The organism is Streptomyces sp. NBC_01476 (assembly GCF_036227265.1).
Classification (GTDB): Bacteria; Actinomycetota; Actinomycetes; order Streptomycetales; family Streptomycetaceae; genus Actinacidiphila.
On record NZ_CP109446.1, the window covers coordinates 2,690,103 to 2,703,639 of the forward strand.

General features: G+C 75.1%; 9 protein-coding genes. 8 read left to right on the forward strand and 1 reads right to left on the reverse strand.

The annotated features are described in order from the left end of the window. From OG552_RS12055 to OG552_RS12070, 4 genes are all read left to right on the forward strand, one after another. Positions 1-1,368 carry a PP2C family protein-serine/threonine phosphatase gene (locus tag OG552_RS12055; protein WP_329132103.1) on the forward strand — a complete coding sequence of 456 codons (1,368 nt, stop codon included), beginning with the start codon at positions 1-3 and terminating at the stop codon, positions 1,366-1,368. 64 nt (positions 1,369-1,432) lie between these two features. Continuing rightward, positions 1,433-2,761, forward strand: a complete 1,329-nt coding sequence (locus tag OG552_RS12060; protein ID WP_329132105.1) for a vWA domain-containing protein — start codon at positions 1,433-1,435, stop codon at positions 2,759-2,761. 18 nt (positions 2,762-2,779) lie between these two features. Beyond that, on the forward strand, positions 2,780-3,718 hold the full coding sequence (locus tag OG552_RS12065; RefSeq protein WP_329132106.1) for an FHA domain-containing protein: 939 nt from the start codon (positions 2,780-2,782) through the stop codon (positions 3,716-3,718). 16 nt (positions 3,719-3,734) lie between these two features. Further along, the gene (locus OG552_RS12070; protein WP_329132108.1) at positions 3,735-4,436 is read left to right on the forward strand and encodes an MBL fold metallo-hydrolase; all 702 of its coding nucleotides are present in this window, start codon (positions 3,735-3,737) and stop codon (positions 4,434-4,436) included. Positions 4,437-4,504: 68 nt separating this feature from the next. Here the strand turns inward: OG552_RS12070 and OG552_RS12075 are convergent, their stop codons facing one another. Next, positions 4,505-5,362: a methyltransferase domain-containing protein gene (locus OG552_RS12075; protein ID WP_329132110.1), complete on the reverse strand. Its 858-nt coding sequence runs from the start codon at positions 5,360-5,362 to the stop codon at positions 4,505-4,507. Between the two features lie 120 nt (positions 5,363-5,482). Between OG552_RS12075 and OG552_RS12080 the strand changes: the two genes are divergently transcribed. The 4 genes from OG552_RS12080 to OG552_RS12095 all read left to right on the forward strand — a co-directional run bounded on the left by OG552_RS12080 (position 5,483) and on the right by OG552_RS12095 (position 13,530). Beyond that, positions 5,483-5,887 carry a globin gene (locus OG552_RS12080; protein ID WP_329132112.1) on the forward strand — a complete coding sequence of 135 codons (405 nt, stop codon included), beginning with the start codon at positions 5,483-5,485 and terminating at the stop codon, positions 5,885-5,887. Positions 5,888-6,054: 167 nt separating this feature from the next. Beyond that, positions 6,055-9,633: an ABC transporter permease gene (locus tag OG552_RS12085; RefSeq protein ID WP_329132114.1), complete on the forward strand. Its 3,579-nt coding sequence runs from the start codon at positions 6,055-6,057 to the stop codon at positions 9,631-9,633. Position 9,634: 1 nt separating this feature from the next. Further along, the gene (locus OG552_RS12090) at positions 9,635-12,424 is read left to right on the forward strand and encodes an FtsX-like permease family protein (RefSeq protein WP_329132116.1); all 2,790 of its coding nucleotides are present in this window, start codon (positions 9,635-9,637) and stop codon (positions 12,422-12,424) included. Next, positions 12,421-13,530, forward strand: coding sequence for an ABC transporter ATP-binding protein (locus OG552_RS12095; protein ID WP_329132118.1), 1,110 nt, complete (start codon positions 12,421-12,423; stop codon positions 13,528-13,530). Before OG552_RS12090 ends, OG552_RS12095 begins: the two co-directional genes overlap by 4 nt. The last annotated feature ends 7 nt before the right edge of the window (positions 13,531-13,537 follow it).

Below are 13,537 nucleotides of genomic sequence, written 5' to 3' on the forward strand. Positions count from 1 at the left end.
ATGCCACCACTCCCCGACTCGGCCTCCGCCGCCGCCCCGCAGGCGTCCACGCCCGGCAACTGCCGCGCCTGCGGCGAGCACCTGGGGGCGAACGACCTCTTCTGCGAGGGCTGCGGTCTTGATCTGTCGGCGCCGCCGCCGGCCGCGGAGCCTGCCCCGACCGGTCCCGCGGCAGACGGCAGCGTGCCCGGCCCGGCGGGCGGCAGCGCGCCCGGCCCGGCAGCCGGGGGCGCCGCCGCCGAGGGTGCCGGCCCGGACACCGGCACGGACACCGGCAAGGCCGCCGCCCTCGTATGGCCGCCCGCGCCCGACGCGGCCGGCACCGACTCCTTCCACCTGCCGCCGCCGCTGGTCGCCGCCCCCGAGGGGGGCTCGGGCGACACGCTGGTGCTCGGGGTGGCCGCACGGCTGTCGGACCCGCGCGAGGAGCCGGCCGCGCGGGAGAGCGGGCCGGTCTGCGTGGCCTGCGGGGTCGGCGGGGTGGACGAGGACGGGTACTGCGAGCACTGCGGGCACGCCCAGCCGCGGCAGCGCGACCACCAGGAGCAGGAGCTGGAGGGCGTGGCCGCGGTCAGCGACCGCGGCCTGCGGCACCACCGCAACGAGGACGCCTTCACCGTCGCCGCCGCCTCACTGCCGGACGGCACCCCCGCGGTGGCCGCCGTGGTGTGCGACGGCGTCTCCACCTCCTACCGGCCGGACGACGCCTCGGCCGCCGCGTCCGCGGCCGGCAGCGAGTCCCTGCTGGCCGCGCTGGAGCGGGGGGCGAGCGCGGAGGACGCGATGAGCGGCGCGCTGCTGGCCGCCTTCGACGCGGTGGCCCGGCTCGCCGAGGAGGAGAAGCTGCCCGGCGGGGGCCCGCACCAGAACAACGCCCCGGCCTGCACCTGCGTCGGTGCGGTCGTCATCGGCCCGGTCTTCACCGTCGGCTGGATCGGCGACAGCCGCGCCTACTGGATCCCCGACGACCGCGCGCAGCCGCCGGCCCGCCTCACCGAGGACGACTCGTGGGCGGCCAGGATGGTCGCGGCCGGTCTGATGACGGAGGCCGAGGCGTACGCCGACGACCGCGCGCACGCCATCACCGGCTGGCTCGGCGCCGACGCGGTGGAGGTCGACCCGCATGTGGCCGCCTTCCAGCCGGAGAGCCCGGGGGTCGTCGTGGTGTGCACCGACGGGCTGTGGAACTACGCGGAGTCGGCGGCGGAGATGGCCGAGGTCCTTCCCGCCGACGCCAGGACCCGGCCGCTGCACAGCGCCCGCACCCTGCTGGGGGTGGCGCTCGACGGCGGCGGCCACGACAACGTAACGGTCGCGGTTCTCCCGTTCCCGGCCGCTGTCTCACGGGCAGGATTCCCACCCGCCTGAGACGCGGTCCGGCGGAGCCGGGGGTGGGCTGGACCAGATGTCCGAAGGAGTGTTGGGGGTAGCGATGGCCATTCTTTCCAAGTCGAACGTGCCGCAGTTCTCGGTCGACGTGTACCAGAACGAGTACCTGCACGAGGGGGGCCGCGAGGTCAACGCCATCGTCACGGTCACCTCGACCGGCGGGGGTACGACCGGCGCCCGGCTGCAGCAGAGCCCGGCAGCGGCCAGCGCGGGTGTGGTGATCATGGTGGACTGCTCGGGCTCGATGGAGTACCCGCCGACGAAGATGCGCAACGCCCGGGACGCCACGGCGGTCGCCATCGACGCCATCCGCGACGGCGTGGCCTTCGCGGTGGTGGCCGGCACCCACCAGGCCCGGGAGGTCTTCCCGGCCAACGGCGGCCTTGCGGTGGCCGATCCGGCCACCCGGGCGCAGGCCAAGCAGGCGCTGCGCAAGCTCACCGCGGGCGGCGGCACCGCGATCGGCACCTGGCTGAAGCTCGCCGACCGGCTGCTCGGCGCGGGCAACGTGTCGATACGGCACGGCATCCTGCTCACCGACGGCCGCAACGAGCACGAGAAGCCCGAGGAGTTGCAGGCCGCGCTCGACCAGTGCGCGGGCTCCTTCACCTGTGACGCCCGCGGGGTCGGCACCGACTGGGAGGTCAAGGAGCTGACCGGCATCGCCTCCGCGCTGCTCGGCTCGGTGGACATCGTCGCCGACCCGGCGGGCCTGGCCGCCGACTTCCAGGCGATGATGGAGAACGCGATGGGCAAGGAGATCGCGGACGTGGCGCTGCGGCTGTGGACCCCGCAGGGCTCCGAGATCACCTTCGTCAAGCAGGTGGCGCCGACGGTGGAGGACCTCACCGGCCGCCGTACCGAGGCCGGTCCGCGGGCCGGCGACTACCCCACCGGTTCGTGGGGCGACGAGTCCCGCGACTACCACGTGGCGGTCCGGGTGCCGGCCGCCGGCGTCGGCCAGGAGATGCTCGCCGCCCGGCTGTCGCTGGTGCTGCCCCAGCCCGACGGCACGCCCCAGGTGCTCGGCCAGGGCCTGGTCCGGGCGGTGTGGACCGACGACATGGCGGCCTCCACCCGGATCAACCCGCAGGTCGCGCACTACACCGGGCAGGCCGAGCTGGCCCAGGTGATCCAGCAGGGCCTGGAGGCCCGCAAGTCCGGCGACATGGACGGCGCGACCGCCAAGCTGGGCCGGGCGGTGCAGCTGGCCAGTGCTTCGGGCAACGAGGACACCGCCAAGCTGCTGGCGAAGGTGGTGGACGTGGTGGACGCGGCGAGCGGTACTGTGCGGCTGAAGGCGAGGGTCGCCGACGCCGATGAGATGACCTTGGAGACGCGGTCGACAAAGACCGTACGCGTAAAGAAATAAGCAGGGGGAGCCGGCACCATGCCGATGTGTCCGAACGGCCATCAGTCGACCACTGACGACTGGTGCGAGGTCTGCGGCATCCGGATGGCCGCGCCGCCCGCACCGCCCTACGGGTCCCGTCCCGCGTCGTCCAGCTCGTCGTCGTCACCCGCCTCGACCCCGCCGACCTCCTTCTCACCGCCCGGTTTCGACGTCGAGGCGACCGCGGTGGTGGCGGAGCTGTGTCCGCAGTGCCACACCCCGCGCGAGGGCATGGCGCTCTTCTGCGAGGAGTGCCGCTACAACTTCCGCACCCACGCCGCGACCGTCTCCCCCGTGCTGCCGGTGACGCCGGCGCCCCCCGTGGGCCCTGTGGTGCCCGCGGTCCCGCCCACCGTCGCCGAGCAGCCGGCCTACGAGTCCCCGCTGTCGGCCCGCTCCGAGATCAACCGCCCGGCCGAGCCGCTGCCTTCGGAGTCGGTCACCTCGGGCTCCGGCGACTATCTGATCCCGCCGCCGTCCGGCCCTGCGTCCGGGTCCGGGCCGGCCCGGCAGGAGCCGGAGCAGCGGGGTACCGCGTGGATCGCGGTGATCGCCGCCGACCGGGAGTACTTCACCGCGATGATGGCCCGCAGCGGCCCCGAGGCGGAGAGCCTGTACTTCCCCGCCTACTCCCCCCAGGTCCGACTGCCCCTGATCGGCAACCAGATCACCATCGGCCGCCGCCGGCACAGCACCGGCGAGGCCCCCGACATCGACCTGTCCCGCTCGCCCGAGGACCCCGGGGTCTCGCACAAGCACGCGGTCCTCGTCCAGCAGCCCGACGGCGCCTGGTCCGTGGTCGACCAGGACTCCACCAACGGCACCACCGTCAACCTCGGCGAGGACCCGATCCGCCCGTACACCCCGGTGCCGCTGATGGAGGGCGACCGGGTGCACGTGGGCGCGTGGACGACGATCACACTCAAGCGGGCGTGACACCCAGGAGGTGCTGATGAGCGCGCACACGGCCGTACGCCGGCTGGATCTCGGCTGGTTCGTCCGGCCGGGCACCGAGACCGCTGACGGACAGCCACGGGTGGAGCCCGCGCTGGGCTATCTGGTCGCCCACCAGGGCGAGTTGCTGCTCTTCGACACCGGGATCGGCGCCGCGGACCCGGAGACGGACGCGCACTACCGGCCGTACCGCCGCCCGCTCCAGGAGGCGCTGGCCGCCGCCGGTACGTCGCCTGCCGAGATCGCGCTGGTGGTCAACTGCCATCTGCACTTCGACCACATCGGCGGCAACCCGCTCTTCCCGGCGACCCCGATCATGGTCCAGGCCGCGGAGATGGCGCTGGTCCGGGCGGGCAAGCACACCCCCGACGCGCTGGTGGGCTTCCCCGGCGCGCGCTACGAGGAGCTGTCCGGGGAGGCGGAGATCCGGCCGGGGGTGTGGATCGTGCCGACCCCCGGACACACCGCGGGCCACCAGTCGCTCGTGGTCGGGCAGCCGGACGGCACCGTGGTGCTGGCCGGGCAGACCCACGCCTCCGCCTCCGACTTCGCCGCGGCCCGGCTGGCGGTGACCGCCGTCGGGCAGGGCGCCGTACCACCGCTGCCGCCGCCCGACTCCTGGCCGGCGCGGCTGCTGGAGTTCGACCCGCGCCGGGTCCTGTTCGCGCACGACGCGTCGGTGTGGGAGCCGATCGGCTGAGCCGCCGGGGCCGCGGCGCGGCTCGGGGCGCCGCGGCCTGACACCGGCTCGCGGGCGGCCGGCTTCCGCTACACCTCCCAGCGGTCAGGACCCGCCGGGTCGTCGCGCCACACCCACTGGCGGCCGTCCGCCACCGTGAGGCCGTAACGGGTGCGGTCCGCGGTCCGGTCGGCGAAGAGCCGTTCGCCGATGCCGCCGCGCGGTGCGCGGGCGGCGGTGCCGCGCAGCGGGACGAAGTACGCCGGGGTGGCCAGAAACCGCCCCTCGGCCTGCCCCGGCCCGTTCACCGTCAGTGCCACCAGACCGGTCGCGAAGGGCGCCAGGATCAGACCGCCGGGCCGTACCTGTTCGAGCCAGGCGGCCGGGATCACCGGCATGTCGCAGGTCGCCATGACGCGGTCGTACGGGGCCCGGTCGCGGTAGCCCAGCGCCCCGTCACCGGTGACCACGGCCACCGAGCGGGCCGCGGGGGTGCCGTAGGCGTCCAGATGGGCGCGGGCGGCCCCGGTCAGCTCCGGGTCGAGGTCCACGGTGGTGACCGCGTCCGGGCCGAGGCGGTGGGCGAGCAGCGCCGCGTTGTAGCCGGTGCCGGTGCCGATCTCCAGCACCCGGTGCCCGTCGGCGACGTCCAGCGCCTGGCACATCAGCGCCATCAGCGACGGCTGGCTGCTGGAGGAGACCAGCTCGCCGCCGACCGTCCGCACCGCGATCGGCCGGTCCGCGTACACCCCGGCCAGCCGCCGCAGCCGGCTCCCGTGGTCGGTGTCCTCGGGGAGGTCCACGAACAGGTCCCGGGGCACGTCGGCGAAGGCGGCCCGCCAGGCCGGGTCGGTCAGGCCGCCCCCGGCCACGATCCGCCGCACCATCCGGGCCCGCAGCGCGTCCGCGGCCGCCCGGTAGCGCTCCTGGCCCACGCCCGCGGTCATCTCTCCATCGTGCGCCCCCGGAGCCGGTCCTACGACCGGGCGGCGGGGACGGTTTCCCACGGGCGGCGCAATGGTGCCGGGCCCCCGCTGCCCGGCCGGACCGTCTGCGACCATAGAAGGGTGACTGAGATCCCGCACGGCACGCTCCCGCAAGCGACGTTCTACGAGCTGGTCGGCGGCGAGGCGACGTTCCGCAAACTGGTGCACCGCTTCTACGAAGGCGTCGCGGACGACCCCGAGCTGCGCGCGCTGTACCCCGAGGAGGACCTGGGCCCCGCCGAGGAGCGGCTGACGCTCTTCCTGATCCAGTACTGGGGCGGCCCCCGGACGTACAGCGACGAGCGCGGCCACCCCCGCCTGCGCATGCGGCACGCCCCGTTCACCGTCGACCGAGCCGCGCACGACGCGTGGCTGCGCCACATGCGCGACGCCGTGGACGACCTGGCACTGGAGCCCGCGTACGAGCATCAACTGTGGGACTACCTGGTGTACGCGGCCGCTTCGATGGTCAACACCCCGGGCTAGCGGCCGTTTTCAGCCATACGTCCCCGGACGTCCGAGTGTCCGGGGACCGGTCGGTCACGATCGTATTGCGACAATCTCTCCCACTGTTCACCATCGGGTCCCGCTTGAGAGCATCCCCCCTGTAAGAGGACGGGGGAGCATCAGTGGCCGGTTTTGTACTGTTGCGCGTGCGCGCGCACCGGTTGCTCCTGTCCGCCGCCCTGCTCACCGTCGTCCTGACCACCTGCGTGCTGGCCACCTTCACCACCTTCACCGGTGCCATCGGTGACGCGGCACTGCGCCGGACCCTCCAGCACCAGGCCGCCGCACAGTCCACCATCGAGGTGCAGGCGAGCGTCCAGGGCACCGACCCCGGCCCCCTCGACACCGCGGTACGCGCCCGGCTGCGCGGGGCGTTCGCCGGACTGCCGGCGACGGTGGACGCCAGCACCCGCTCCGGCCCGTTCGGCCTCCCCTTCGCGCTGCGCCCGCCGGGCTCCCCGAAGAGCACCGACCCGGATCTGACCCTGCTGGCCACCTTCGACCGCGCGCGGATGACGCTGGTGTCGGGCAGCTGGCCGCAGGCTGCCGCCAAGTCCGCCGCCGACGTGCAGGTAGCGGTGCCCCAGGCGGTGGCGACCGCGCTCAAGACCGGCCCCGGCCGGGCGGTCACGCTCGCCGACCGGCTGGGCGGGCGACCGCTGCGGATCCGGATCACCGGCGTCTACCGCCCGGCCGACGCCACCTCCCCTTACTGGCAGCTGGACACGCTCGACGGCCGCGGCATCCACACCCTGGCCTTCACCACCTACGGGCCGATGCTGGTCGCCGACGGCACCTTCGGCTCCGGCCGGGTGGCCGCCGACAATGTCGCCTGGCAGGCGTCCGGCGACTTCCGTACCGCCACCACCGGCTCGATGGACCGCCTGGAGAACGACGTACGGCAGACCGTGGCGGCCTTCAAGGACGACCCCGCCACCACGGCCGCCCAGGCGTCCAGCGGGCTGCCCGATCTGCTCGACGCGCTGCGCCGCAGCCTGCTGGTGACCCGCTCCACGCTGCTGATCGGCGCCCTGCAACTGGTCATCCTGGCCGCCTTCGCCCTGCTGCTGGTCGCCCAGCTCCTCGCCGAGGAGCGGGCCGGCGAGACCGCGCTGCTGCGGGCCCGCGGCGGCTCCCGGGAGCGGGTGGCGTGGCTGGCCGCCGGCGAGGCGCTGCTGCTCGCGCTGCCGGCAGTGATCGCCGCCCCGCTGCTGGCCGGACCGGTCATGCGGCTGCTGGGCGGGACCGGCGCGATGGCCAGGACCGGCACCTCGCTCGGCGACGGCGACCCGGGGGCGGCCTGGCTGGTCTCCGGGATCGTCGCGCTGGCCTGCGCGCTCGCGGTCATCGCGCCCGCACTGCGCGGCACCGGGTCGCACACCGCGCTGCGCGCCTCCCGCGCCCGGCGCGGCGCGCTGCCCGGCACCGTCCAGGCGGGCGCGGACGTCGGCCTGCTGGTGGTCGCCGGGGTCGCCTTCTGGCAGCTGCATCGGCGGTCGTCCGGCAGCGGCACGCTGAGCGTGACCACCGGCGGCGGCCTCGGCGTGGACCCGGTGCTGGTGGCGGCGCCTGCGCTGTGCCTGCTCGCCGGCACCGTGCTGGTGCTGCGGCTGCTGCCGCTGGCCGCGAAGCTCGGCGAGCGGCGTGCCGCGCGGGGCAGCGGCCTGGCCCTGGCGCTGGCCGGCTGGCAGCTCGCCCGCCGCCCCCGGCGCGGTGCGGGCGCCGTCCTGCTGCTGGTGCTGGCCGTGGCGATGGGCATCTTCGCGATCGGGCAGGGCGCCAGCTGGGACCGCTCGCAGCGCGACCAGGCGCGGTACGCGGTCGGCTCCGACATCCGGGTCACCGGGATGACCACGCCGCCGTTCGGGCAGGCCGGCATCTACGCGTCGGTGCCCGGCATCACCGAGGCGGCCCCCGCGGCCCGCGAGCCGCTCCAGTTGAGCCAGGAACGGCAGGCGACCGCCCTGATCATCGACACCCGGAAGGCGGGCGAGGCGATGCGGGTCCGCCCGGACCTGACCGGGGGGCGGCCGATCGCGGAGCTGCTGGCGCCGCTGCGGACGGAAGGGGGGACGGTGCCGCGGGCGGCCGCCGCCCCGGCGGGGGCGGGATCGTCGGACGGGGCGGACGGGGCGGACGGGGCAGCCGGATCAGCGGGCACGAGCGGGTCGGAGCGCACGGGCGGGTCGGACGGGTCGGGGGGCACGAGCGGGTCGGGGAGCACGGACGGGTCGGGGAGCTCGGGTCCGCCGGCCGGGTCCGCCGGCGCGGCCTCCCCGTACGGCTTCCCGCTCCCCGGCGACGCCCGCAAGGTCACCTTCACCGCCGCGCTCCGGGCCACCGGGGCGAACGGCCGGCCGGCCGGCGGCGGCGCGCCCGACACACTGACCGCGACCGTCCTGGACGCCGAGGGCGTGCCGTACGACCTCGCCGTCGGCGACCTGCCCCCGGACGGCGCCCCGCACCATGTCGTGCTCGACCTCACCTCCCAGGTCGGCACCGCGGGCGGCGCACCCGCAGGACCCCTGCGGCTGATCCGGCTCAGCGCGACCTACACGCTGCCGGAGACGAGTACCGCTCACCGGCTGACCGTCTCCTCCGCCCAGGTGACCGACGCGGACGGCTCGGTGCGGCCACTGCCCACCGCCACCGGCCAGTGGGCCCCCCGGATCAGCTTCGACGACAGCAGCTATGCGGGCCTGCCCGACCTCAAGGCCCCCGCACTGGCCGGCTCACGGGCCGGCGGTTCCTCGCTCTGGGGCGTCGACTACACCACCGGTGGCCTGAAGCTGGACCGGCCCACCTTGCAGCAGCCGCCGAACGTGACCGTCCAACTGGACGCCGTGGCCCCGGAACCGCCGAAACTGCGGGGCATCGCCACCGACTCGTTCCTCAAGGCCAACGGCGCGAAGCCGGGCGACACCGTGCAGGTGCAGCTCAGCGGGATCACCCTCCCGGTGCACATCACGGCGGCCGTGCGCGGCATCCCCGGCACCGGTGACAATCTCGTCGGCGGGGCCTCGGACGTCTTCTCCGGTGCCGACGCCTCCGACGCGGCGACCGAGTCCGCGGACGACTCCACCGGCAAGGACGCGGGCGCCGTCCTGCTCGACCTGCGCGCGGTGAACCGGCAGCTGCAGGCGCGGGACGCCCAGCCCGTCGCACCCACCGAGTGGTGGGTGTCCACCGCCCCCGGCGCCTCCGCCCGGGTGGCGAGCGCCCTGCGCGCCCGTACCGATGTCGACACCCTGCTGGTGGCGGACGAGATCACCGGTGAACTGCGGGCCGACCCGCTGGGCGCGGGCCCGCAGTCGGCGCTGCCCGCGGCGGTCGTGGCGGCGGCGGTGCTGGCCGCGGTCGGGTTCGCGGTCTCGTCAGCGGGCGCGATCAGGGAACGCAACCCCGAGTTCGCGGTGCTGCGCGCACTGGGCGCCCCCCGCCGCAAACTCGCCCGGGTGGTGGCCGCCGAGCAGGGCCTGCTGGTGCTGATCTCGCTGGTCGTCGGGGTGGTGCTGGGCGAACTGCTGACCCGGCTGGTGACCCCGCTGATCGTCCTGACCACGCAGGCGTCCCGGCCGGTGCCTGCCCTGCTGATCGAGCTGCCGGCCGGCCGGACGGTGGAACTGCTGGCGCTGGTGCTGGTGGTGCCGCTCCTGGTGGTACTGGCCACGGCGGTGCGCCGCGGCGATCCCGCGTCGGCGCTGCGGCGGCAGGGGGAGGACTGAGATGACAGCGAGTCAGGAGCACCCCACCGGCCTGAACTGGGTGCGGGTACGGCTGCGGACCGCGCCCGGCCCGGCCGCCGCGCTCTTCGTCCTGGTCCTGGTCACGGCCTTCCTCGCCGCCGCCCTGCCGCGGTCGGTCGACCGCTACCAGGACAGCGCGCTGCGCACGTCCCTGGCCGGCGCCTCGCCCCTCGCCCGCGGTCTGGACCTCACCGACTCCTACGACCCCACCCTCTCCGCCGGCCAGGACCCGGTGGCCCCCGGCGCTGTGGACGCCGTGGAGAAGGCGTTCCAGCGCATGGTCCGCCCGCCGGTCCGGCTGCTCCGGAACAGCGCCGTGTACGGAGTGCGGACCGGCGCCGAGTCCGACGTCACCGACCAGGCGCTCCCCCGGTTCTCCTCGCACGACCCCGGCGCTTCCCTCGTCGCCCAAGCCGGGCTGGACGCGCACGTGAAGCTGGTCAGCGGGAAGATGCCGGGCCCGCTGGACGTCCCGGACTCCGGTGCACGGCCGCTGAACGTGGACGCGGCCATCACCGAGCAGACCGCGAAAACGCTGCGCCTGACGGTCGGGCGGCAGGTCCACCTGGTCAAGCAGGGCACCAGGACTCCGCTGACCGTCACCGTCACCGGCATCGTCGCCCCGCTCGACCCGGCGTCGCTCTACTGGCACATGGACGACGACCTGCTCCGCCCGCAGAAGACCGCGCCGACTCCCCCGCTCGGTGAGGAACCCAAGTTCTACTGGCACTTCACCCTGCTGGTGAACCGCACCGCCGCCGACGCCTTCCCGCTGCTGGGTTCCGGCGCGTCCCTCTACTGGCACCACCCGCTGGACGCCTCGAAGCTCACCGCGCACGACGTCCCCGCCCTGCAACGCGAACTGGCCTCCTTCGACAGCGGCGCCCAGGCCGCCGCGCTGCAGGCGAGCACCCACTCGCAGGTGCACTCCACCGGGAGCATCGCCACCGTCCTGGCGGCCTTCACCGCGGAACGCGACGCGGTCAATCCGCTGGTGCTGATCGCGGAAGTGGGCGCCGCCACCACCGCCCTCGCGGTGCTGCTGATGGCCGGCGGACTCGCCGCCGAGCGCCGGCGCGACGAGATCGCCCTGCTGCGTTCCCGCGGCGGTTCGCTGCGCGGCATCCTGCGCCGGCTGGCCGGGGAGACCACGGCCGTCGCGCTGCCGGCCGGGGTGATCGGTACGGCGCTGGCGCTGCTGGTGCTGCCGACCGACCGGTGGTCGCAGGCGGTGCTGCTGGGCGCGGTGGTGACCGTGGTCGCGCTGCTGACCCTGCCGCTGCGCGCCGCCTGGTCGGTCCGCCGCCCGCGCCCGGCCACGCGGGAGGACCTGACCGCGGCCCGGCCGTCGCGGCGGCGGCTGGTGGTGGAGCTGACGCTGACCGTGCTGATGGCCGGCGCGGTGGTGGCGCTGCGGCAGCGCGGCACCAGCGGCGGCACCGACCCGTTCCTGGCCGCCGCGCCGGTGCTGGTCGCGGTGGCCGCGGCGGTGGTGCTGCTGCGGGTCTATCCGCTGCCGCTGCGGCTGCTGGCCCGCCCCGCGGCCCGGCTGTCCGGCGCGGTCACCCACCTGGGCCTTGCCAGGGCCGGCCGCTCCCCCGCCACCGGGCAACTGCCGCTGCTGGCGCTGCTGGTGGCGCTGACCCTGGCGTCCTTCGGCGGCTCGGTGCTCAGCGGCATCGACCACGGCCGGGACCGGGCGGCCACCGCGACGGTCGGCGCGGACCTGCGGATCGACGCCCTCCACACCCTCGCCCCGCAACTGCCCGGCGAACTGAGCAAAGTGCCCGGGATCGGCCGGATGGTCACCGCCCGCATCGAACCGGACAGCCCCGACGCGGTCTTCACCGAACCGTACTCGCTGGTGGTCGTCGACCCGGTGGCGTACGCGGGCCTCACCCGGGCGATCGGGCTGCCCGCCTTCCCCGCCTCGGCGTTCGCCGGCTACGACGGTCGCGGGCCGCTGCCGGCGGTGCTCTCGCCCCGCCTGGCCACCGCGATCGGCGACAGCACCGACCGGATCAACACCGGCGTGGGCATCGCCGAGGTCCGCAGGGCCGGTGTGCTCTCCTTCACCCCGGCCACCCCCGGCGGCGAGTTCGTGATCATCTCCTCGGCGCAACTGGCCGCGCAGCACAAGGGCCTGGTCGGCTACGACCTGTTCACCCGGCCCACCACGCTGCTCGCGATGGCCGCGCCGGGCAGGACGATCGACGCCAAGGCGCTGCGGGACGTCGTCCGGAACACCACGGCTTCGGCGACGGCGCTGCTCCGTACCGACCAGCGGGCCGCGATGAACGACAGCCCGCTCCAGCACGGCGCCCGCTCCCTCTACCTGGCCTCGGTCGCGGTCGGCGGGGCCTACAGCGCGCTGGCGCTGCTGCTCTCGCTGCTGCAGGCGGCGCCCCAGCGGGCAACCTTGCTGGCACGGCTGCGGACCATGGGCATGAACCGGCGCCAGGCACGGCGGCTGGTGCTGCTGGAGATGCTGCCGCAGGTCCTGCTGGCGGCGATCGGCGGCGTCCTGGTCGGGCTCGCGGTGATCCCGCTGCTGGGCCCCGGCGTGGATCTGAAGGCGCTGACCTTCGGCAACGGGCCGCAGAGCCTGGCACCGGTGGACTTCGGTCTCGGTCTGCGGGCCGACCCCCTGTCCCTTGCCCTGCCGTCGGCCGGGCTGCTCATACTGGCGGGAGCGGTGCTGGTGGCCCAGGTCTGGGTGAGCGGGCGGCGGCGTGAGAGTACCGAACTGAGAGCGGGGGACCGGGCATGAGCGCTGGGACGACGTCGGAGACAGCAGGGACCGGTTCCGGGGGTGCGGTGCCGCCGCCCAGCCTCGCCGATCTGGAGCGGCAGGCGGCGCAGCGCCGGGCGGAGGGAGCCTCGTACGGCACCGACGCGCTGATCAGCTGCGACCGCCTGGTGCGGATCTTCACCGCCGACGGCGTGGAGGTGCAAGCGCTCCAGGGCCTGGACCTGCTGGTCGGGCCGGGTGAGCTGATGGCACTGGTCGGGGCGTCCGGCAGCGGCAAGTCCACCCTGCTGAACATCCTGGCCGGCCTGGACGTCCCCACCGCGGGCGCGGCCTCGGTCGGCGGCTACGACCTGCTGAACATGGACGCCAAGTCCCGCCTGCGCTACCGCCGGGAGGTCGTCGGCTTCGTCTGGCAGCAGACCGCCCGCAATCTGCTGCCGTATCTGACCGCCGCGCAGAACGTCGTCCTGCCGATGCAGCTCGCCGGGTCGGGCGGCGGGGCGGGGCCGGGCGACGGGTCCGGAGCGGGGGGCGGGGCCGGGGCGGGGAGTGGGGCCGGAGCGCGGGGTGGGGCCGGGGCGCGGGGTGGGCTGCGCGCCAAGCGGCAGCGTGCGGCCCGCGCCACCGAACTCCTCGACATGCTCGGCGTGGGCTACTGCCGCGACCGCCTGCCCGGGCAGATGTCCGGCGGTGAGCAGCAGCGCACCGCCATCGCGGTGGCCCTGGCCAACAACCCGGCGGTGATCCTCGCCGACGAACCCACCGGCGAACTGGACTCCGCCACCGGAGAGCAGGTCTTCGCGTCTTTCCGCACCGCCAACGAGGAGCTGGGCACCACCGTCGTGGTGGTCACCCACGACCACGCGGTCGCCAACGCCGTCCGGCGCACGGTGGCCATCCGCGACGGCCGCACCTCCTCCGAGGTGGTCCGCCGCACCGAGATCGACGAGCACGGGCAGGAGTCGGTGGTGGCCCGCGAGTACGCCACCGTCGACCGGGCCGGCCGGCTCCAGCTGCCCCGCGACTACACCGAAGCGCTGGAGATACGGTCCCGGGTGCTGCTGGAGCTGGAGCCGGACCACATCGGGGTCTGGCCGGACACGCAGCGGGAGCCGGACGCGTAGGGGTCCA

Coding starts and splice junctions, on each gene's coding strand:
- OG552_RS12065 (WP_329132106.1), top strand. CDS start 2,780: ATGCCGATGTGTCCGAACGGCCATCAGTCGACCACTGACGACTGGTGC.
- OG552_RS12090 (WP_329132116.1), top strand. CDS start 9,635: ATGACAGCGAGTCAGGAGCACCCCACCGGCCTGAACTGGGTGCGGGTA.
- OG552_RS12075 (WP_329132110.1), bottom strand. CDS start 5,362: ATGACCGCGGGCGTGGGCCAGGAGCGCTACCGGGCGGCCGCGGACGCG.
- OG552_RS12070 (WP_329132108.1), top strand. CDS start 3,735: ATGAGCGCGCACACGGCCGTACGCCGGCTGGATCTCGGCTGGTTCGTC.
- OG552_RS12055 (WP_329132103.1), top strand. CDS start 1: ATGCCACCACTCCCCGACTCGGCCTCCGCCGCCGCCCCGCAGGCGTCC.
- OG552_RS12060 (WP_329132105.1), top strand. CDS start 1,433: ATGGCCATTCTTTCCAAGTCGAACGTGCCGCAGTTCTCGGTCGACGTG.
- OG552_RS12095 (WP_329132118.1), top strand. CDS start 12,421: ATGAGCGCTGGGACGACGTCGGAGACAGCAGGGACCGGTTCCGGGGGT.